Source organism: Flavobacterium sp. KACC 22763 (assembly GCF_028736155.1).
GTDB lineage: Bacteria > Bacteroidota > Bacteroidia > Flavobacteriales > Flavobacteriaceae > Flavobacterium.
Genome location: NZ_CP117879.1, coordinates 3,572,084 through 3,592,220, shown reverse-complemented (window position 1 = coordinate 3,592,220; position 20,137 = coordinate 3,572,084). Strand labels below are relative to the sequence as shown.

General features: G+C 30.3%; 20 protein-coding genes. All 20 read left to right on the top strand.

Features of this window, described 5'->3' with window-relative positions:
- The first annotated feature begins 1 nt into the window (after window position 1).
- A complete protein-coding gene (locus tag PQ463_RS14840; RefSeq protein ID WP_274254368.1) occupies window positions 2-1,369 on the top strand; it encodes an O-antigen polymerase in 1,368 nt (455 codons plus the stop codon).
- A gap of 1 nt (window position 1,370) precedes the next feature.
- On the top strand, window positions 1,371-2,348 hold the full coding sequence (locus tag PQ463_RS14835) for a GDP-mannose 4,6-dehydratase (protein ID WP_274254367.1): 978 nt from the start codon (window positions 1,371-1,373) through the stop codon (window positions 2,346-2,348).
- A 7-nt stretch (window positions 2,349-2,355) separates the two neighbouring features.
- Window positions 2,356-3,480: a glycosyltransferase family 4 protein gene (locus tag PQ463_RS14830; RefSeq protein WP_274254366.1), complete on the top strand. Its 1,125-nt coding sequence runs from the start codon at window positions 2,356-2,358 to the stop codon at window positions 3,478-3,480.
- A gap of 5 nt (window positions 3,481-3,485) precedes the next feature.
- Window positions 3,486-4,232, top strand: coding sequence for a glycosyltransferase family 2 protein (locus tag PQ463_RS14825; protein ID WP_274254365.1), 747 nt, complete (start codon window positions 3,486-3,488; stop codon window positions 4,230-4,232).
- A gap of 22 nt (window positions 4,233-4,254) precedes the next feature.
- Window positions 4,255-5,154, top strand: coding sequence for an NAD-dependent epimerase/dehydratase family protein (locus PQ463_RS14820; RefSeq protein WP_274254364.1), 900 nt, complete (start codon window positions 4,255-4,257; stop codon window positions 5,152-5,154).
- Window positions 5,155-5,164: 10 nt separating this feature from the next.
- A complete protein-coding gene (gmd, locus tag PQ463_RS14815) occupies window positions 5,165-6,283 on the top strand; it encodes a GDP-mannose 4,6-dehydratase (protein ID WP_274254363.1) in 1,119 nt (372 codons plus the stop codon).
- Window positions 6,284-6,331: 48 nt separating this feature from the next.
- Entirely contained in the window at window positions 6,332-7,264 is a 933-nt protein-coding gene (locus tag PQ463_RS14810) for a GDP-L-fucose synthase family protein (RefSeq protein WP_274254362.1), read from the top strand.
- An 8-nt stretch (window positions 7,265-7,272) separates the two neighbouring features.
- Entirely contained in the window at window positions 7,273-8,244 is a 972-nt protein-coding gene (locus tag PQ463_RS14805) for an MraY family glycosyltransferase (protein ID WP_274254361.1), read from the top strand.
- Window positions 8,234-8,665: a WxcM-like domain-containing protein gene (locus PQ463_RS14800; RefSeq protein ID WP_274254360.1), complete on the top strand. Its 432-nt coding sequence runs from the start codon at window positions 8,234-8,236 to the stop codon at window positions 8,663-8,665. Before PQ463_RS14805 ends, PQ463_RS14800 begins: the two co-directional genes overlap by 11 nt.
- The gene (locus tag PQ463_RS14795) at window positions 8,655-9,788 is read left to right on the top strand and encodes a DegT/DnrJ/EryC1/StrS family aminotransferase (protein ID WP_274254359.1); all 1,134 of its coding nucleotides are present in this window, start codon (window positions 8,655-8,657) and stop codon (window positions 9,786-9,788) included. Before PQ463_RS14800 ends, PQ463_RS14795 begins: the two co-directional genes overlap by 11 nt.
- Window positions 9,789-9,797: 9 nt before the next feature.
- The gene (gene rfbC, locus PQ463_RS14790) at window positions 9,798-10,346 is read left to right on the top strand and encodes a dTDP-4-dehydrorhamnose 3,5-epimerase (protein WP_274254358.1); all 549 of its coding nucleotides are present in this window, start codon (window positions 9,798-9,800) and stop codon (window positions 10,344-10,346) included.
- Window positions 10,346-11,191, top strand: a complete 846-nt coding sequence (gene rfbD, locus PQ463_RS14785; protein ID WP_274254357.1) for a dTDP-4-dehydrorhamnose reductase — start codon at window positions 10,346-10,348, stop codon at window positions 11,189-11,191. Before rfbC ends, rfbD begins: the two co-directional genes overlap by 1 nt.
- 94 nt (window positions 11,192-11,285) lie before the next feature.
- Window positions 11,286-12,170 carry a glucose-1-phosphate thymidylyltransferase RfbA gene (gene rfbA, locus PQ463_RS14780; protein ID WP_274254356.1) on the top strand — a complete coding sequence of 295 codons (885 nt, stop codon included), beginning with the start codon at window positions 11,286-11,288 and terminating at the stop codon, window positions 12,168-12,170.
- An 84-nt stretch (window positions 12,171-12,254) separates the two neighbouring features.
- On the top strand, window positions 12,255-14,222 hold the full coding sequence (locus PQ463_RS14775) for a polysaccharide biosynthesis protein (protein ID WP_274254355.1): 1,968 nt from the start codon (window positions 12,255-12,257) through the stop codon (window positions 14,220-14,222).
- Between the two features lie 132 nt (window positions 14,223-14,354).
- Complete coding sequence (locus PQ463_RS14770; protein WP_274254354.1) at window positions 14,355-15,218, top strand: ABC transporter permease; 864 nt, start codon at window positions 14,355-14,357, stop codon at window positions 15,216-15,218.
- Window positions 15,219-16,517 carry an ABC transporter ATP-binding protein gene (locus tag PQ463_RS14765; RefSeq protein WP_274254353.1) on the top strand — a complete coding sequence of 433 codons (1,299 nt, stop codon included), beginning with the start codon at window positions 15,219-15,221 and terminating at the stop codon, window positions 16,515-16,517. It begins immediately after the preceding gene.
- Window positions 16,510-17,214, top strand: coding sequence for a class I SAM-dependent methyltransferase (locus tag PQ463_RS14760; protein ID WP_274254352.1), 705 nt, complete (start codon window positions 16,510-16,512; stop codon window positions 17,212-17,214). Before PQ463_RS14765 ends, PQ463_RS14760 begins: the two co-directional genes overlap by 8 nt.
- Complete coding sequence (locus tag PQ463_RS14755; protein WP_274254350.1) at window positions 17,195-18,313, top strand: glycosyltransferase; 1,119 nt, start codon at window positions 17,195-17,197, stop codon at window positions 18,311-18,313. The genes PQ463_RS14760 and PQ463_RS14755 overlap by 20 nt, the downstream gene beginning before the upstream one ends.
- Window positions 18,314-18,324: 11 nt before the next feature.
- Window positions 18,325-19,215, top strand: a complete 891-nt coding sequence (locus PQ463_RS14750; RefSeq protein ID WP_274254348.1) for a glycosyltransferase family 2 protein — start codon at window positions 18,325-18,327, stop codon at window positions 19,213-19,215.
- Window positions 19,216-20,061 carry a glycosyltransferase family 2 protein gene (locus tag PQ463_RS14745; protein ID WP_274254346.1) on the top strand — a complete coding sequence of 282 codons (846 nt, stop codon included), beginning with the start codon at window positions 19,216-19,218 and terminating at the stop codon, window positions 20,059-20,061.
- Window positions 20,062-20,137: the final 76 nt, after the last annotated feature.

Genomic DNA, 20,137 nt, shown 5'->3' with positions numbered 1-20,137 from the left:
TATGAATTATATTGATTTTTTTCTTTTTGCAGAAGAGCATATTGTAAGCTTGATTTTTTTTTCAATAACAATAATTATGTGTTATTTCTTGCTTTATAGGAAATACATTCAATCTATCTTTGATCCTTTTTTTTTAATAGTGTCCATTTCTGGATTATCTACATCTACTGTTTTTTTTTTATATTTTAATAGTGCCATTAGTGATGAATTGTTTTATAGATTTATTTGTACAGAATTAGCTTTTTTTGCAGGCTTTTTTTTACTTAAACCAATAAAATTTGATAATTATTTAAAAAATAGAAACATAAAAATTTCGAATACATTTAACGAAAAATTTACAAGTATCTTATTTTATCTTTCAAGCTTGTTGCATATTTTTTTTCAACTTCTAACATATATAGTCGTAGGAATTCCGATATTATTAGATTCTAGAATGTCGACTTTTGCCGGAGGAAGTGGTTTTGGTTTTGTGGGCAGATTACTAGAAGTGGTAAGTGTTGTAGGTACTTTTATATTACTTTACAGAGTGTTTTATTGTAAGGAAATCTCAAAAATGGGAAAACTATATAATTATCTTTATTTATTTTCAGTGATTATATTTTTATTATTGTCTGGAAATAAGACAAATTTAATTTTTTTAGTATACTATTTGTTCTTTTTAAACTTATTTATGCTTAAAATAAAAGGAAATTCAGTAGCAGGAGTAATAAAAAAAATATCTAAGTTTCAAAAAATTCTAATTTTATCTTCAATTCCTCTAATATTTGTTGTAATGTATGTTCAGCTTGTAAATTCTGGAAGTGAATCGGAAGATTCTCCTTTATTGGCATTAGGACAACGAATAATTTCTTTTGGTGATATTTATTATATGACTTTCCCCGACAATGTTATTAGAATTATGAATCATGACAGTGGCCTATTACAGTTGTTTAAAGATCCTTTGGGCATGCTTCGTATAGTTTCATGGGAAAAACTTCCATTAGATTGTGGTGTTGAGATATATCAATATCATTATCCAAATGGTACTCTTTCAGGACCTAATGCTAGGTACAATTATTTCGCTATTCTATATTTTGGAACTTTAGGACAGATTATTTACTGTTTTATACTTGGATTAATTACCTCGTTTATGAGAAATACATTTTTTAAACTCCTGCCTAATAATATTATTTATGGCGCTATTTACACACTTTTTTCTTTTAATTTGATTTATATATTTCAAGATCAAGCGTTTACAGTGGCTAGGTTTTTTAATATAATTGCAATAGTTCCAGTTCTGATTATTTTTACTCTTGTAATTCAATATATTTTAGAGTTTAACCCTATGAATTATTTAGTGATCTCTAAAAAAAATATTCAAAAATTATAATATGAATAATAATAAAATAAAAAAAGCATTAATTTGTGGCGTTTCGGGCCAAGATGGAGCCTATTTGTCTCAACTTTTACTAGAAAAAGGTTATGAAGTATATGGAGGGTCAAGAGATGTTCACAACACTTCATTCAGAAATCTCGAGAAACTAAACATTCTTGATAAGATTAATGTGGTTTCGATTACTTTAAACGATTTTAGAAGTGTTTTTCAGACGATCAATAAAATTAATCCAGACGAAATATACAATCTTGCAGGGCAAAGTTCTGTTGCTCTATCTTTTGAACAGCCTGTTGAAACTATGGAAAGTATTATAACAGGAACGTTAAATTTGCTAGAGGCAATTAGATTTTCGGGGCAATCAATTAAATTTTATAATGCAGGTTCTAGTGAGTGTTTTGGTAATGCAGATCATGCTGTAGATGAGGAGACTCCATTTAGACCGAGAAGCCCTTATGGTGTTGCAAAAGCCACTGCCTTTTGGCAAGTTGCCAATTATAGAGAAGCATATAATTTATTTGCGTGCACAGGCATACTTTTTAATCATGAATCACCTCTTAGAAAAGATAGATTTGTTACTAAAAAAATTATCTCAACGGCTTTTAGAATTTCACAGGGCGAAAATATAAAGTTAAATCTCGGAAATATTAATATTCATAGAGATTGGGGATGGGCACCTGAATATGTTGAGGCAATGTGGTTAATGCTACAGGAAGAAAAACCAGATGACTTTGTTATTGCTACGGGTAAAACCACTAGTTTGGAAAGTTTTATTAAAATTACTTTTGAATTACTTAACCTAAACTGGAAAGATCATGTAACTGTAGATGAACTTTTAATGCGTCCAACCGATATTTCTGTTGGTTATGCAAATCCTTCGAAAGCAAAAAAAATCTTAAATTGGGAAGCAAAGAATGAAATTGCGGACATAATTAAGCTAATGTTGGATGATGAAGAAAAACAAATAAATAAATAAATAAATCATGAATCAATCGCGTACCATAGGGATTAATTTGCTTTACATGAATCGCCGTCTTTCAGGCGGATCTATTACGTATGGTATTAATCTGATCAATGAGCTTATAAAGCTTGATACAATCAATAAATATATAATTTATGTTAATAAAGATTGTATCGATCTACCGATTTTAACTAGTCCCAATTTCAAAATTAAAGTAATACCTTTTTATAATAAAGTTGTTTATGTTAGATACTTTTGGGAACAACTTTTATTTCCGTTTTATTTATTAAAAGATAATTTGGACTTATTGCATTCATTAGGGTATGTAGGACCAGTATTTTGTCCAACAAAGCATATAGTATCAATCTTAGACTTAAATTATAAAAGACATGCTGAGAGTATGTCATATTCTAAAAAAGTTCTTTTAGGCTCGATGGTAAAATTGATGTCTATATTTTCTAATAAAATTATCACTATTTCCGAATTTTCAAAAAAAGAAATTTCGGAAGGATTAAATGTCAAAGGAAATAAAATAACTGTAACCCATTTATCTGGCTCGAATGATCAATATGAAAATAGATTTGATATTGACATAAAATCTTTATATAATATTAAATCTGACTATATTATTGCCTTTGGAAGTCCTAGTTCTCATAAAAATATTATGGGCCTAATTTTAGCATTTTCAGATTTACAAAAAAAATGTTCTAATGTTATTTTAATTTTAGTTGGGCATCAGCATAATAATAAAGAATTACAAGATTATATTATAAGCCTTGATTTAAAAGAAAAAATTCTTTTTACTGGGTTTGTACCAGATGAACATATATTTCCACTAATAAGCGCATCCAAGTTGTTTGTTTTTCCTTCATTTTATGAAGGTTTTGGGATTCCCCTTCTTGACGCTCAATCAACAGGTACTCCAGTAGCTTGCAGTATTGCTGCTTCTTTACCAGAAGTGGGGAATGATGGGGCATTATACTTTAATCCTAATAATACTAGTGAAATGGAAGCAGTAATGTTAAAAATTTTGAAAGATGATTCAGTAAGAGAAGATTTAATTAAAAAAGGATTAATTAATAGAGGTGGTTTTAGTTGGAAAAAAACTGCGGAAAAAACTTTAGAATGCTATAATCTCAACAATTAAATTTAATGAAAATATCAATTATCACAGTCGTTTATAATAATGAAAGAACTATAAAAGATGCTTTAGAATCGGTTCTTGGACAAACTTATAAAGATATAGAATACGTAATTATTGATGGAAAGTCTAAGGACAATACTGTATCAATTATTAAAGAATATGAAGACAAATTAGGTTATTTTGTATCGGAAAAAGATAATGGATTATATGATGCAATGAATAAAGGTATTCAATCCGCGACCGGAGATATAATTGGAATATTAAATTCAGATGATTTATATCAAGATTCTGAAGTTTTAGCAGATGTTATGAAACAATTTAGCATTGATTCTGATTTGGACATTTTGTATGGGAATCTTGTGTATGTAAAAAGTGATGATACTAATGTAGTTGTAAGAAATTGGAAATCAAAGCCATATTATAATAATTTTTTTGAGAATGGAAATGTTCCACCACATCCTACATTATTTGTAAAAAGGGCTGTTTATGATAAAGTGGGATTATTTAATTTAGATTATAAGTTAGCTGCGGATTATGAATTGATGTTTAGAATGTTGAAAAAACATACTTTTAAAATTAAGTACATTGATAGGCTAATTGTTAAAATGAGATTAGGTGGAGCTACAAATCAAAGTTTTACAAATATTCTTAATCAGAATAAAGAAATTGTTAGGGCATGGAAAAATAATTCCTATAGAGCCCCATTTTATTTAATGCCAATGAGGATATTTAAGCGGTTAATTCAATTTATTTAAGAGATAAAATATTTAAAGCAAAATGAAAATTTTATTAACTGGTTCAAGTGGCTTTCTTGGAAAATTTATTTGTGAACAATTAAACCATGAAAATGAAATCTTTGAACTATCAAGAAATTCTTGTACTTATAAGTGTTCGTTAGATAAAGAGATTCCAAGTTTTAACCATAGTTTTGATCTTGTAATACATGCTGCGGGTAAGGCACACAGCGTTCCAAAAACAGAAACACAAAAAAAAGAATTTTATAATGTGAATGTTTTAGGAACCAAAAACTTATTAAAGGGATTAGAAAATTCAACTATTCCTAAAGAATTTGTTTTTATAAGTTCAGTAGCAGTCTATGGACAAGAAATCGGTAAAGAAATTGATGAAAATTTCATTTTGGGTGCTACTGATCCATACGGCTTAAGTAAAATAGAGGCTGAAAAAGTTGTGTCGAAATGGTGTAAGGAAAGAAATGTTATTTGTACAATTTTACGTTTGCCATTATTAGTGGGAGAAAATGCTCCTGGAAATTTGGGTTCCATGGTAAGTGCGATTGATAAAGGATATTATTTTAATGTCGCAGGAGGAAAAGCTCGAAAAAGTATGGTTTTGGCTAAAGATGTAGCTTCAATAATTATAAAGGGAGCTAAAATAGGAGGTACTTACAATTTGACTGACGGATGTCATCCCACTTTTAATGATTTAAGTGCCGCTATCTCAATCAATATGAATAAAAAGAAACCAAAAAACTTATCAATGAATTTAGCTTTGTTTATTGGAAAGTTTGGTGATTTTTTTGGCAAGAGAGCACCAATCAATACTTCGAAAGTTAGAAAGATGACTTCAGATTTAACGTTTAATGATAATAAAGCAAAAATGTTATTTGACTGGAAACCGCAATCGGTAATAGACTATATAAATAATAATAAAATATAAAATTTTAAAAATGAAAATTGCACTTATAACAGGAATTACGGGACAAGATGGTTCATACTTAGCAGAACTATTATTAGAAAAAGGTTATATGGTTCATGGCGTTAAAAGAAGAGCTTCTTCTTTTAATACACAACGTATCGATCATATTTATCAAGATCAACATGAAGCCCATGTTAATTTTAAGTTGCACTATGGTGATTTAACAGATTCTACGAATGTTATTAGAATTATTCAAGAAGTTCAGCCAGATGAAATATATAATTTAGGAGCAATGAGCCACGTAAAAGTGTCGTTTGATTCTCCGGAGTATGTTGCTAATGTAGATGGTATTGGTACTTTACGAATTTTAGAAGCAGTACGAATTTTGGGGTTAGAAAAGAAAACTCGTATTTATCAGGCATCAACATCTGAATTGTATGGTGGTTTAGCTGAGAATAAAAATGCAAAAGGTTTCTATGATGAAAACTCTCCTTTTTATCCACGCTCACCTTATGGAGTAGCAAAAATTTATGGTTTCTGGATCACTAAAAATTACAGAGAGGCTTATGATATATTTGCTTGTAATGGAATTTTGTTTAATCACGAATCACCTCGTAGAGGAGAAACTTTTGTAACAAGAAAAATTACTATGGCCACTGCAGCGATTGCTTTAGGGGAACAGGATTGTTTATATTTAGGAAATCTAGATGCGCAACGTGATTGGGGACATGCTAAAGACTACGTGGAAGCTATGTGGCGAATTCTTCAACAAGATGTTGCAGAAGACTATGTTATTGCAATGGGGGAAACGACCTATGTTCGTGATTTCGTTCGAATGTCATTTGCTGAAGTAGGAATAGATATTGAATTTAAAGGAGAAGGAGTAAATGAAAAAGGATATGTGGCTTCTTGCAGTAATCCAAATTATCAATTAGAGATTGGTAAACAGGTAATTGCAGTAGACCCACAATACTTCCGTCCGACAGAAGTAGACTTACTTATCGGAGATCCAACAAAATCAAAAACAAAATTGGGATGGGTAGCTAAATATGATTTAGCTGGTTTAGTAAGAGAAATGATGATATCTGATCTTGCATATGTTCAAAGAGAGAAGATGTTAAATGAAGTAAGATCAGCTATTAGATATTAACTAGATATATTATAATAATTTGTATTCTGGATTGAGAAAAGGAACATTATGAACTTACAAGATAAAATATACATAGCTGGACATAGAGGTATGGTTGGGTCAGCCATCTTACGTCAACTGAAAGAAAAAGGATATACAAACTTTGTATTGAAGAGCTCTTCAGAACTTGACTTAAGAAATCAACAAGCTGTGGCAGATTTCTTTGCTGAAGAAAAACCAGATTATGTTTTTTTGGCCGCAGCAAAAGTTGGAGGGATTATTGCTAATAATACTTACAAAGGAGATTTTATTTATGAAAATCTTATGATACAAAACAACATAATTCATCAATCCTATTTAAATGATGTAAAGAAATTGATGTTTTTAGGATCTTCTTGTATCTATCCTAAAATGGCTCCTCAGCCATTAAAGGAAGAATATATGCTTACCGGAGAATTGGAACCCACTAATGAGCCGTATGCAATCGCAAAAATTGCAGGTATTAAAATGTGCGATGCCTACAGAGACCAGTTTGGCTGTAATTATATTTCTGTAATGCCTACAAATTTGTATGGGCCTAATGATAATTATGATTTAAAAAATTCACATGTTCTTCCAGCAATGCTAAGAAAATTTATTACTGCCAAGCGCAATAATGAAGCCGCAGTAACTATTTGGGGAACAGGAAGTCCGAAAAGAGAATTTTTACATGCAGATGATCTTGCAGAGGCCTGTTTGTATTTAATGGAAAATTATAACGAACAAGGATTAGTAAATATTGGAGTAGGAGAAGACATCTCGATTTTAGACTTGGCTATTTTGGTGAAAAAGATAGTAGGTTTTGAAGGAGAAATTCTAACAGATACTTCTAAACCTGATGGAACTCCTCGAAAACTTATGGATGTTTCAAAATTAAACAGTTTTGGATGGAAAGCTAAAACTAGTCTAGAGGAAGGTATTAAGAAAGTCTATGAAGAAGTAAAAGATACTAACTGGGAGTAAATCATAAAATGAAATATACAATTTTAGGGCTTGTTTTAATGATTATCATGTTGCTTTATTTTAAAGTTGCAGATCGTTTTAATATAATCGACAAACCTAACCAAAGGAGTTCTCACACAGAAATAACTTTAAGAGGCGGAGGAATCATTTTTTGGTTTTCTGCCTTGCTTTATTTTGTACAGCATATTCAAAATAATTACTTTTTCTTCACGGGTATAACTTTAGTTAGCTTGGTAAGCTTTTGGGATGATATTCAAAGTTTATCAAATAAAATTAGAATTGGGGTGCATTTTCTTTCAATTACTTTAATTTTTTATGATCTAGATTTATTCCATTTATTGCCTATTTGGGGAGTTATAGTTTCATATGTCCTAGCCATAGGATTAATAAATGCTTATAACTTCATGGATGGGATTAATGGTATCACGGGATTGTATACCTTAGTAGTTATGAGTTCACTTTTATATGTGAATACTAAAAATCAGCTTTTTACCGATGGAACTTTTGTAAAATATGCAATGATTGCAAGTTTAGTTTTTTTATTTTTTAATTATAGAAGAAAGGCTAAATGCTTTGCTGGAGATGTTGGAAGTATTGCTATCGCTTTCTGGATAATTTATTTGGTTTTAAAATTAATTCTCGCAACAGAATCAATTATTTGGTTATTGTTTTTAGGGGTATATGGAGTAGATGCTGTCTGCACAATTTTACATAGACTTTACTTGAAACAAAATATTTTTGAAGCCCATCGTTTGCATCTATACCAAGTACTCAGTAATGAATATAAGATACAACACAGGGTAGTTTCGTTGCTATATGCAATTGTACAGGCAGGGATTTCTTTTTTAGTTATTTTTCTTTATCAAAAAGTTCAAGATTCTATTGTGTTCTTAATTGTAATTTTGCCCTTATTGTTACTTTACTCTTCAAAATTTTATTTGTTAAATAAAAGTAATTTACGATTGAATCATGGAGCCTAAAATAATTCAGGGAGGAAAGTTTTCAGATTATCGAGGAAGCATATCATATGTTAATGATTTTAGCTTTATTGGTATTGAAAGGTTTTATATTATAAGTAACTCAAACGAAAACCCGATTAGGGCTTGGCAGGGGCATAAATTAGACGCTAAAAATTTTTATTGTCTTTCAGGTTCTTTTAATATTCATTTTATAAAAATTGATAATTGGGAAAATCCTTCAAAAGATTTGGTTGTTGAGACTGTTTTTGTTTCTGAATCTGACAGTAAAATTGTTCACATACCTGCTGGTTATGCAAATGCAGTAGAATCGCTAGATGAAAATTCAAAATTAATATCTTTTTCTACATTGCCATTGAGTAATGTTAGTGAGGACGATATTCGTTATCCATTCGATTATTGGCTTTTTAATAATGATAAATAAGAGAATTTATTTATCATTATCTCAAGAAAGCGGATTTGAGCAAGAATATATTCAGTACGCTTTAAAGTCAAATTGGATTACTTCTGGAGGACCAAATGTCGAGGAGTTTGAAAATAGACTTGAGGGTTACTTTGGAGATGAATATTTTATTGCCGCTTCAAATTCTGGAACATCTGCTATACATTTAGCTCTAATCTTATTAGGTATTAGAGCAGGTGATGAGATAATTTGCCAAAGTATGACTTTTTCGGCTTCAGCAAATCCAATTTTATATCAGAATGCATGTCCGATATTTGTAGATAGCGAAGTTGATACTTGGAATATTTGTCCAGAATATTTAGAAATTGCTATAAAAGATCGAATTAAAAAGGGAAAAAAACCAAAAGCAATTATAGCTGTTCATCTGTATGGCATGCCTTATAAAATTGATGAAATTCACGCGATTTCTGATAAATATCAAATACCAGTTATTGAGGATAGTGCTGAAGCCCTTGGAAGCAGTTACAAGGGGAAAAAATGTGGTAGTTTTGGAGCTTTTGGTATTTTATCTTTCAACGGAAATAAAATTATTACTACTTCAAGCGGAGGAGCATTGATTTCAAATTCTAAAGAGACAAAAGAGAAAGCAATTTTTTATGCTACACAGTCAAAAGATTTAGCTGTACATTATGAGCATAGTGAAATAGGGTATAATTACAGAATGAGTAATATTTGTGCAGGAATAGGTCTTGGACAAATGGAAATCTTAGAAAAGAATATTGCTTTAAGACAAAATAATCATTTGTTTTACAGAGATATTTTTAAAGAATTTGAAAATGTAAAGCTCTTTGATACTATAAACGATGACTTTTTCTCCAATTATTGGTTAAATGCAATATTACTTGAAACAGTAGAAGAAAGGGAAAGTTTAAGACTTGCTTTTGAAGAAGCTAACATAGAGAGTCGCCCATTATGGAAACCAATGCATTTACAACCAATTTTTGAGAAATATCCATTTTATGGCAATAGTATTTCTGAACAGTTATTTGAAAAAGGATTATGTTTGCCATCAGGGTCGAATTTAACTGATATAGATAAAAGCAGAATAAAAGAAGTTATTATTAATTTCTTTAAATCAATATAAAATTTAAAAATGAAAATTGAAGAAACATTTATAAAAGATTTAGTAGTTTTAGAACCAACAGTATTTGGAGACGAAAGAGGCTACTTTTTTGAATCTTACAGTAAAACTAAATTTGAAGATTTAGGAATTAATATTGAATTTGTTCAAGATAATCAATCATTCTCAAAAAAAGGAACTTTAAGAGGGTTGCATTACCAAAATCCTCCATTCGCACAGACAAAATTAGTTCGCGTTTTAGAAGGGGAAATTATTGATGTTGCGGTAGATTTAAGAAAAGATTCTCCTACTTATGGAAAAGCATTTAGTGTTTTATTATCAGCAGAGAATAAAAAACAATTATTAGTTCCGCAAGGATTTGCACACGGATTTTCTGTTATTAGTGAAACAGCTTCAGTAATGTATAAATGCGATCAATTTTACAACAAAGCCTCTGAGGGTGGAATTAAATATGATGATCCGTCTTTGAAGATTGATTGGGGAATGAATCTGGATGAAGCAATAGTTTCAGAAAAAGATCAAATTCTCCCTTTTATTGAAAATTGTAATAGTTTATTTTAATGAAAAAAATTCTAGTAACTGGTGCAACAGGACAATTAGGATCAGAACTTTCAGTTTTAGCACCTTCTTATCCGCAATATGAATGGGTCTTTGCAGATAGAACGCAAATTACATTGGATAACTTAGAAATGCTTCAATCTCAATTAGAAGTAATTCGTCCTGATATTGTATTTAATTGTGGAGCTTATACAGCTGTTGACAAAGCTGAATCAGAAAAAGATTTAGCTTTTAAAGTAAATCATTTGGCAATAGAGTTAATAGCAAAATATACTAAAGAAAATAACGTCAAATTAATTCATGTTTCGACGGATTATGTTTTTGACGGTTCTTCATCAATTGCTTTAAATGAAGAAGCTGAAACTAATCCAATAAATGTTTACGGAGAAAGTAAATTGGCAGGTGAAATTGCTTGTTTGAAAGAAAACCCACAAGCTGTTATAATTAGAACTTCATGGGTTTATAGCAAATTTGGAAATAATTTTGTTAAAACTATGCAGCGACTAATGCAGGAAAGAGATGAAATTAATGTGGTAAATGATCAAATAGGTTCACCAACTTATGCTGCTGATTTAGCGCAAGCAATGATTGATATCATCGAATTTCCGAAATGGATTTCTGGGATTTACAATTATTCGAACGAAGGCGAAATTAGTTGGTTTGAATTTGCAGAAAGTATTAAAGAACTTGGAGATTATAATTGTAAAGTTAGAGGGATTCCATCTTTATCTTATCCAACTCCAGCAAAAAGGCCAAGTTATTCGTTGTTGAATAAAGGAAAAATAAAAGAATTTTATAATGTAGCTATTCCTCATTATAAAGAAAGTTTAAAGAAAATGTTTGCTTAAATTAAAAGGATTTGAAGATTTGCATTACAGAATTTCAAAATTAAAAGGAATCTAAAATCTAAAATCTAAAATCTAAAATCTAAAATCGAAATATATGAAAGGAATTATATTAGCAGGAGGTTCTGGCACAAGATTGCATCCCTTGACATTAGCGGTAAGTAAACAGCTGATGCCAGTTTATGATAAACCTATGATTTATTATCCGTTATCAACTTTGATGATGGCAGGAATTAATGAAATTCTAATTATATCGACTCCTCACGATCTACCACATTTTAAAAAACTTTTGGGTAATGGTAGTACAATTGGTTGTAAGTTTAGTTATGCTGAACAGCCAAATCCAAACGGTTTGGCACAAGCTTTCGTAATTGGCGAAGAGTTTATAGGAAAAGACAAAGTAGCTTTAGTTCTTGGAGACAATATTTTCTTTGGAACCAATATGCAACAGCTTTTAAAAGACAATGCTGATCCAGAAGGAGGAGTTGTTTTTGCTTACCATGTTTCAGATCCTGAAAGGTATGGAGTGGTTGAATTTGATGAAAATAAAAATGCTATTTCTATTGAAGAGAAGCCGTTGGAGCCAAAATCTAATTATGCAGTTCCAGGACTTTATTTCTACGATAATTCTGTTGTTGAAATTGCCAAAAATATTAAGCCGAGCGCCCGCGGTGAATATGAAATTACAGACGTAAACAAAGTGTATCTTGAGAAAGGAAAATTAAAAGTAGGTATCTTAAGCAGAGGAACAGCTTGGTTGGATACAGGAACTTTTAATAGTTTGATGCAAGCTGGACAATTTGTACAAGTTCTTGAAGAAAGACAAGGGCTAAAAGTAGGTTGTATTGAAGAAATAGCATGGAGGCATGGATTTATTAATGATGCTCAACTTGAAGAATTGGCCCAACCCTTACTTAAATCAGGTTATGGAACCTATCTTTTAGACTTTTTGAAGCAAAAGAAAAAAGGTGTTAAAATTTAATTTGAGCCACGAACTAATTGTTTAAAACCTTTAATTTGTATTTTTGTATAAAGTTCAAATTTTACTGACTTAAAAAAAGCTAAATTGAATACAGAAAAACCAAATAATATAACTTCCTTGCTATATAAAACCTTTTCTCCAAGAAATCTGAGGGCAAATATCAATAATTTGAGTTATCTGCCTAGGTGGATTATTATTGCTATTGACGTAATGGTTCTGTTTTTTTCTTTTTCCTTTACTTATTTACTTTTTGATGGAACTGCAATAGGGTATATTATAACATCTCATGATTTTTATTTTGTAGCTAGTTTAATAATTGTCAATATATTTTTCTTTTGGCTTTTTAGAACATACTCGGGAATTATTAGACATTCGTCGTATATAGATGCGATAAAACTGCTTTTTTCACAAATGTCAGTTTTAGTTTTCTTTCTTTTTATAAATCTAGTATTTGAGTTATACACAGGCCATAAAGCTTTTTTAAATACGGCTCTATTTATAAATTTAGTTTTATCTTTTTGTGGACTGTTTTTATATCGTGTAATTGTAAAGCAAACTTTTGAGATGTATTTTTCAGAAAAAGCTACTACCAAACTTGTAAGAACAGTTATTTACGGTACAGATGCAAATGCAATTTCAGTAGCAAATGCCTTAAAATTTGAAACGCCTTCTCGATTTAAAATAGTTGGTTTTGTAGATAAGAATAATCAGAATGCGTCTAAACGTATGCTTGATTTACCCATTTTGATTTTAAGAAAGAAGCTTCCTGCATTAATGAGGTCTGTTGCTGCAGAGGGAGTAATTATAGCGGATAAAAGTTTGACTAAAGATGAACAGCTTATTATTGTTGATCAATGTCTAGAATTTAATTATAGAGTATATACCGTTCCGTTGATTTCTGATTGGGAAAATCAAAAAGAGATTTCTCAGAAAGTCAAAAATATTCAGATTGAAGATTTGTTAGAAAGAAAACCGATAGTTCTAGACAGTAAATCCATTTCTAAACAATTAAAAGACAAAACTATTTTAATTACTGGAGCAGCTGGGTCAATTGGAAGTGAGATTGTAAGACAGGTTCTAAATTTCAATCCAAAAAATGTTATTGTTTTAGATCATGCTGAGACACCTTTGCATAATTTATGTTTAGAAACTCAATCAATGAATTTCAGCACAAAAATTGTGGCTGTAATTGCAGATGTAAGAAGTAAGAAAGCGCTTGAAAAAGTATTTAAAAGCTATAATCCTCATGTTGTTTTCCATGCTGCCGCATATAAACATGTGCCTTTGATGGAAGAAAATCCTTCGCAAGCAATTCAAACTAATATTAAAGGGACGAAAAACCTTGCTGATTTAGCTTGTGAATATCATGTAAAGAAATTTGTAATGGTTTCTACAGATAAAGCTGTGAATCCAAGTAACGTAATGGGAGCGAGTAAACGTATTGCTGAAAAATATGTTCAGTCTTTATTCTTAAAGAATCAACGAGAAAATGTTGAAGGTGGTACAAAATTCATTACAACTCGTTTTGGAAATGTTCTAGGGTCAAATGGATCTGTAGTTCCTTTATTTACCAAACAAATTGCAGAAGGAGGGCCAGTAACAATTACTCATCAGGATATTATACGTTATTTTATGACAATTCCAGAAGCTTGTCAACTTGTATTAGAAGCAGGAGCAATGGGTAATGGTGGAGAAATCTATATTTTTGATATGGGTAAACCAGTTAGAATTATTGATTTAGCACGCAAAATGATTAAGCTGGCGGGTTTTATTCCAGATAAGGAAATTAAAATTAAAATTGTAGGTCTAAGGCCTGGAGAAAAGCTTTATGAAGAATTATTAAATGATACATCTAAAACTCTTCCAACATATCATAATAAGATTATGATTGCACAAGAAATTCAAGACGAATATGAAACTCTTCATAATGATGTTGATGAATTAATTGGTATTGCTGATTTTTATGAAAATGATGATATTGTCGCTAAGATGAAAAAAATTGTTCCAGAATTTAAAAGCATGAATTCTGCTTTTGAGGTTTTAGACAAATAATCTAAAGACAAAATATAAATTCTAATATAATCAAAAGGTGTTTTTTTAAACGCCTTTTGACATTTTTAAATAAATTTTAAAATGTTAAAAATCTTGTTAATTTTTTAGATAAGATTTTTTTAGTTCTTTTAAATGGATTCTAAAAACACAAATGACTGGCTGTTTGAAATAACACCCAAAAATAAATTTTTCGCTCTAAATTTTAAAGAGATTTGGCAATATAGAGATTTATTGATGCTCTTTGTAAAAAGAGATATAATTACGGTATATAAGCAGACAATTCTAGGACCTCTTTGGTATCTAATTCAGCCTCTATTTACTTCTATAACTTTTACTATTATATTCAATAATGTCGCAGGAATTAAGACTGGTGGTATTCCGCCATTTTTATTTAATCTTGGTGGAATTATGGTTTGGAATTATTTTACTGCTTGTTTAAATGGGACTTCAGATACATTTAAATCTAATGCAGGAATATTTGGCAAAGTATACTTTCCTAGAATTATCACCCCTTTATCTATTGTGATTTCAAACTTGATCAAATTTGGAATTCAATTTTGCATATTTGTTGTTTTCTATATTTTCTTTTTTTTGCAAGGTGCAGATCTAAGCTTAAATATATCATTACTTTTTTTTCCTGTTTTAATTGCATTCATGGGAATTTTGGGGTTAGGCTTGGGGATGATGATTTCCTCAACGGTTACAAAATATAGAGATTTAAATAATTTAGTCGGATTTGGAGTGCAGTTATTGATGTATATATCTGCTGTGATGTATCCGATGGAATTGATAAAAGAAAAACTTCCAAAATTAGGTTGGATTGTCCAATATAATCCCTTAGCTTATGTAATCGAAACGTCTCGTTATATGCTTTTGAATATTGGTAGTATATCAATGTTGGGTTTATTATATACAACAGTAATCACATTGGTTGTTTTCTTTGCTGGATTATTGGTTTTTAATAGAACAGAAAAAAGCTTTATAGATACTGTATAAATGGAAGATATAATATTAAAAGCCGAAAACATTTCAAAGCAATATCGTTTAGGAGAAGTTGGCACAGGAACTTTAAAACATGATTTAAATAGATGGTGGCACAAAATTCGTGGCAAAGAAGATCCATATTTAAAAATTGGAGATGTAAATGATCGCTCAAAAAAGGGGGATTCAGATTATGTTTGGGCTTTGCAGGATATTAGTTTTGAAGTAGAACGTGGAGAAGTTTTAGGTATTATTGGAAAAAATGGTGCTGGAAAATCTACACTTTTAAAAATTCTTTCTAAAGTTACAGCTCCGACAACTGGTAGTATAAAATCTCGCGGACGTATTGCTTCTTTATTAGAAGTTGGAACAGGGTTTAATGGCGAAATGACCGGACGAGAAAACATATTTCTAAACGGAGCCATATTAGGTATGACCAAAAAAGAAATTACATCAAAACTTGACGAGATTATAGAGTTTTCTGGATGTGAGCGTTATATAGATACTCCTGTGAAAAGATATAGCTCTGGTATGACTGTTCGTCTGGCTTTTGCTGTTGCAGCTTTTTTAGAACCCGAGATTTTAGTTATCGATGAGGTTTTAGCCGTTGGTGATGCTGAGTTTCAGAAAAAAGCAATTGGCAAAATGCAAGATATCTCAAAAGGACAAGGAAGAACAGTTTTATTTGTTAGTCATAACATGGCTGCAGTTAAGCAGTTATGTACAAGAGGTGTTGTTTTAGAATTTGGTAAAGTTGCATTTCAGGGAGGAATTACTGATTCTATTAATTTTTATTTAAATTCAAATAAAAAAAGAAACGTAAATGTTGAAGTTGTTATTTCTGAGGAAAATAGGAAGTTTGAAACTACAAGAGAAATTGAGATTTTAAAGGTAAAATTGTTTAATCCACTATATGATAACTGTTTTGCATCAAATCAGAAGATTATGTTAGGAATGGAAGTGAAAATAAATAAATTAGTTCCTAATTTTAGAATTGCAGGCTCTATTTTTAATGATGATGAAATTAAGGTAGGAACATTTTTTACAAATGTTAAGAATTTGCAAACTTTACACGAAAATCTATCCCTAGAGCTATCTTTGATTAATCATAATCTTGCTAAAGGGACTTATTATTTTGCATTTTCAGTTGGAAGAGGAGATGAAGAATATGGAAATGTTGAATTTGATATTGTTTATGATGTTTTAACTTTTGAAATAACTCATAAAAATAATATTATTGATCCTATTAATAAATGGCCAAAAAATTGGGGAAATATCTCTTTTCAAGCAAACTTAAAACTGTTAGATGAGTAAAGATTTTATCAATATTTCTTTCAAAACTGAAAATTTGGATAGATTTTATGTGAGGACTTCAGTCTTTAATGCATTAAAAGCGATACTTCCTAAGTTTGAAAATAACTTGTTAGACATTGGATGTGGTAAAATGCCCTACAAGGAATATATCTTAAAAAACAGTAGTGTTGATAATTATGTAGGACTGGACATAGAAGAAGCTTTGATTTATGATTCAAATATATATCCTGATTTTACTTGGGATGGGAAAAAAATGCCTTTTGAAGATGATAGTTTTGATTGCGCATTTGGCACTGAAGTTTTAGAACATTGTCCTAATCCAGAAGTTGTTTTAAAAGAGGTTTATCGTGTTTTAAAATCTGAGGGTATTTTTTTCTTTACTGTTCCTTTTCTATGGAATCTGCACGAGGTACCTCATGACGAGTATCGTTACACACCTTTTTCTTTGAAACGTCATCTTGAAAATTCGGGATTTAACAATATCGAAATAAAAGCTTTAGGGGGCTGGCATGCTTCGATGGCTCAAATGCTAGGCTTATGGCTTAGAAGGTCTCCGATGAATCCTATAAAAAGAAAGGTTTTATCTTTTTTGTTAAAACCAATAGTTCTTTTTCTGATAAAAAAAGATAAGAATCTAAAAGTAAATTTTATTGAGGGTCAAATGATAACTGGATTATATGGTATTGCAAAAAAATAGAATTGCGATGGTATCACCATCGTTTGATGCTTATTCTGAAACATTTATTCAAGCGCAGAAAAATGGGTTAGAGGCTGAAGTTTTCTACTATTATGGAGGAAATCTACCAACACACTTAGAAAATTTTGGTTTACTTCTTTTAAAAAGAAACTTTTTATTGTACAAAATAATGCGAAAGTTTCGACTTACAAGTTTTAGTCCAGGCGAATTAGCTTTAATAGCATCTTTGAAGCAAAACAAAATCAAATTAGTTTTTGCTCAATATGGTCCAGTTGCTCATCGTTTGGTAAAGATTTGTAAATATTTGAACATACCATTGATTACTCATTTTCACGGATATGATGCATCTATTTATTCTACTATTGAAGATTGCAATAGATATGATGAAGTTTTTAATTATAGCAAATTTGTAATTGCAGTTTCTACTTCTATGACGAAACGATTGATTGAACTTGGATGTTCCGCAGAAAAAATCGTTTATAATGTTTATGGACCTAATAAGTTTTTTGATAATTTATCTCCTAAATTTAGTGAAGAGACTTTTATTGCTATAGGTCGTTTTGTAGAAAAAAAAGCTCCTTATTATACAATTCTAGCTTTTAATCAGGTTTTAAAAAAATATCCAGATGCTAAATTAATTATTGGGGGTGATGGTAATTTATTTGAAGTTTGTAAAAATTTAATTCGTTATTTAAAAATTGAAAAGAATGTTTTCTTACCAGGTGTTTTGTCAAAAGAAGAATTTATCTTTTATCTAGAAAATTCACGTGCTTTTGTCCAACATTCTATTACAGCTATTAATGGGGATCAGGAGGGGACTCCTGTTGCTGTTTTAGAAGCTAGTGCTGCTGGCTTACCAGTTATAGCGACATTTCATGCCGGAATTCCTGATGTTATTACTAATGAAGAAACAGGATTGTTAGTTGAAGAACACGATATAGATGTAATGGCTCAAAAAATGATTCTTTTGTTAGAAAACAAGGAGTTGGCCATAAAACTAGGAAAGAATGGAAAACAAAGGATAAAATCTAATTTCTCTCAGAAGAGACATTTAGATGTTCTAAATAAATTAATTGCAGATGCGGTTTTAACGAGGTAAAATAAATAAAAATGTTATTTTCAATTTTAATAGCCAATTTCAATAATGGTGATTTTTTTAAAGATTGCTATACAAGCATTCAAAATCAGATTTACCAGAATTGGGAAGTAATAATTGTGGATGATTGTTCGACAGATGATTCTGTGGCAGTTATTAAAAACTTTATTAAAAACGATACTAGATTTAAATTGTATATCAATCCAGTAAATCGAGGCTGCGGTTTTACAAAAAAAAGATGTGCAGAATTAGCGGAGGGAGAGATTCTCGGATTTTTGGATCCTGACGATGCAATAACTACTGATGCATTACAAATAATGGTAGAGAAACATAAAGCGAATAGAGATATTGCATTAATAACCTCAAAATACAATTTGGTAGATTTAAATATGAATTTTGAAAGTATAGGATCACACGGAGGTAGCCTCCCATCTGGAAAATCTTATCTAACATATGGAATGGGCGCACTCACTGCTTTTGCAACTTTTAAAAAAGAATTTTATCTAAAAACGAGTACAATAGATCCTAAAATGAAACGGGCTGTTGACCAAGATCTTTATTATAAATTAGAAGAGCAGGGAAAGCATTTGTTCATTGATAAGGCTTTGTATTATTATCGAATTCACGAAAATAGTATTTCGGCAAATCAAAATCTTTATAAAGCGCAATATTGGCATTTCTATGCAATGGTAAAAGCTTTTGAAAGAAGAATAAAATTTAACCATGTAATAGATAATTTCACAGTATTGGAAATTAAAAGACTTAAATCAAATTATTATTTCTCAAGATTCAAAAGAGCTAAAACTAAAAATCAATTTTGTGTGAAATTTTATTTTTTTTTCAAGAGTATAGTTGTCTTTCCTAGACATAATATAAGATATAAATTGAAATCACTTTTTGTATAAATGGCTAATCCATTAGTTTCTATAATTGTACCTTGTTACAGCCAAGCATTATATTTAGATGAGGCTTTACAATCAGTTTTGGTTCAAACCTATGTAAATTGGGAATGTATAATTGTTAATGATGGTAGCCCTGATAATACAGATGAAGTGGCTAAAATATGGTTGCAAAAGGATACTCGTTTTAAATATGTTTTTCAAGAAAATAGTGGGTTATCTTGTGCCCGAAATTTTGGTATTTCTCAAGCGGCAGGAGAATTTATTTTACCATTGGACGCTGATGACAAAATTGCATTAAATTATACAGAGTTAGCAATGCGTGCTTTTGAACAAGATAGAAGTCTAAAAGTGGTTTATTGTAAAGCTGAAAAGTTTGGTATTAAAAATGGATTATGGGAATTACCGCCATTTTCTTTAGAGAGACTTACTTACGACAACATGATTTTTTGTTCTGCTTTTTTTAAGAAAAGTGACTGGTCACTAGTAGGAGGCTATGATTCGAAAATGATATATGGACTTGAAGATTGGGAGTTTTGGATTTCAATTCTAAAAAATGGTGGGTTTGTTAAACGTTTAGAGGATGTTGGTTTCTATTACCGAATAAAACCAGATTCGATGTTAAAAAGAATTGACATAGAGAAAAAAAACTTAATGCTAGAGTATTTATCTACAAAACATTTAGATTTTTATATTAGATTTTATGGATCATTTGCTGCATTGAATTATAAATTGAGTGAGCAGAGAGAGTATTTTTCATCTAAATTACAAAGTAAAAAGTTCGTAATTGATTTGTTCTGTAGTACTTTTTTTGGGTTTTCTATATTTGGAGCGTATAAAAAAGAGAAGTAATTTATATAATCAATAATAAATCCAGAATAGGTCTTGTCTTGGATAAGATATAGGATTTCATTAATAAACATATTAC

Excerpts from the sequence above, each read along its gene's own strand:
- PQ463_RS14840 (WP_274254368.1), top strand. The coding sequence starts at position 2 with ATGAATTATATTGATTTTTTTCTTTTTGCAGAAGAGCATATTGTAAGC.
- PQ463_RS14835 (WP_274254367.1), top strand. The coding sequence starts at position 1,371 with ATGAATAATAATAAAATAAAAAAAGCATTAATTTGTGGCGTTTCGGGC.
- PQ463_RS14830 (WP_274254366.1), top strand. The coding sequence starts at position 2,356 with ATGAATCAATCGCGTACCATAGGGATTAATTTGCTTTACATGAATCGC.
- PQ463_RS14825 (WP_274254365.1), top strand. The coding sequence starts at position 3,486 with ATGAAAATATCAATTATCACAGTCGTTTATAATAATGAAAGAACTATA.
- PQ463_RS14820 (WP_274254364.1), top strand. The coding sequence starts at position 4,255 with ATGAAAATTTTATTAACTGGTTCAAGTGGCTTTCTTGGAAAATTTATT.
- gmd (WP_274254363.1), top strand. The coding sequence starts at position 5,165 with ATGAAAATTGCACTTATAACAGGAATTACGGGACAAGATGGTTCATAC.
- PQ463_RS14810 (WP_274254362.1), top strand. The coding sequence starts at position 6,332 with ATGAACTTACAAGATAAAATATACATAGCTGGACATAGAGGTATGGTT.
- PQ463_RS14805 (WP_274254361.1), top strand. The coding sequence starts at position 7,273 with ATGAAATATACAATTTTAGGGCTTGTTTTAATGATTATCATGTTGCTT.
- PQ463_RS14800 (WP_274254360.1), top strand. The coding sequence starts at position 8,234 with ATGGAGCCTAAAATAATTCAGGGAGGAAAGTTTTCAGATTATCGAGGA.
- PQ463_RS14795 (WP_274254359.1), top strand. The coding sequence starts at position 8,655 with ATGATAAATAAGAGAATTTATTTATCATTATCTCAAGAAAGCGGATTT.
- rfbC (WP_274254358.1), top strand. The coding sequence starts at position 9,798 with ATGAAAATTGAAGAAACATTTATAAAAGATTTAGTAGTTTTAGAACCA.
- rfbD (WP_274254357.1), top strand. The coding sequence starts at position 10,346 with ATGAAAAAAATTCTAGTAACTGGTGCAACAGGACAATTAGGATCAGAA.
- rfbA (WP_274254356.1), top strand. The coding sequence starts at position 11,286 with ATGAAAGGAATTATATTAGCAGGAGGTTCTGGCACAAGATTGCATCCC.
- PQ463_RS14770 (WP_274254354.1), top strand. The coding sequence starts at position 14,355 with ATGGATTCTAAAAACACAAATGACTGGCTGTTTGAAATAACACCCAAA.
- PQ463_RS14765 (WP_274254353.1), top strand. The coding sequence starts at position 15,219 with ATGGAAGATATAATATTAAAAGCCGAAAACATTTCAAAGCAATATCGT.
- PQ463_RS14760 (WP_274254352.1), top strand. The coding sequence starts at position 16,510 with ATGAGTAAAGATTTTATCAATATTTCTTTCAAAACTGAAAATTTGGAT.
- PQ463_RS14755 (WP_274254350.1), top strand. The coding sequence starts at position 17,195 with ATGGTATTGCAAAAAAATAGAATTGCGATGGTATCACCATCGTTTGAT.
- PQ463_RS14750 (WP_274254348.1), top strand. The coding sequence starts at position 18,325 with ATGTTATTTTCAATTTTAATAGCCAATTTCAATAATGGTGATTTTTTT.
- PQ463_RS14745 (WP_274254346.1), top strand. The coding sequence starts at position 19,216 with ATGGCTAATCCATTAGTTTCTATAATTGTACCTTGTTACAGCCAAGCA.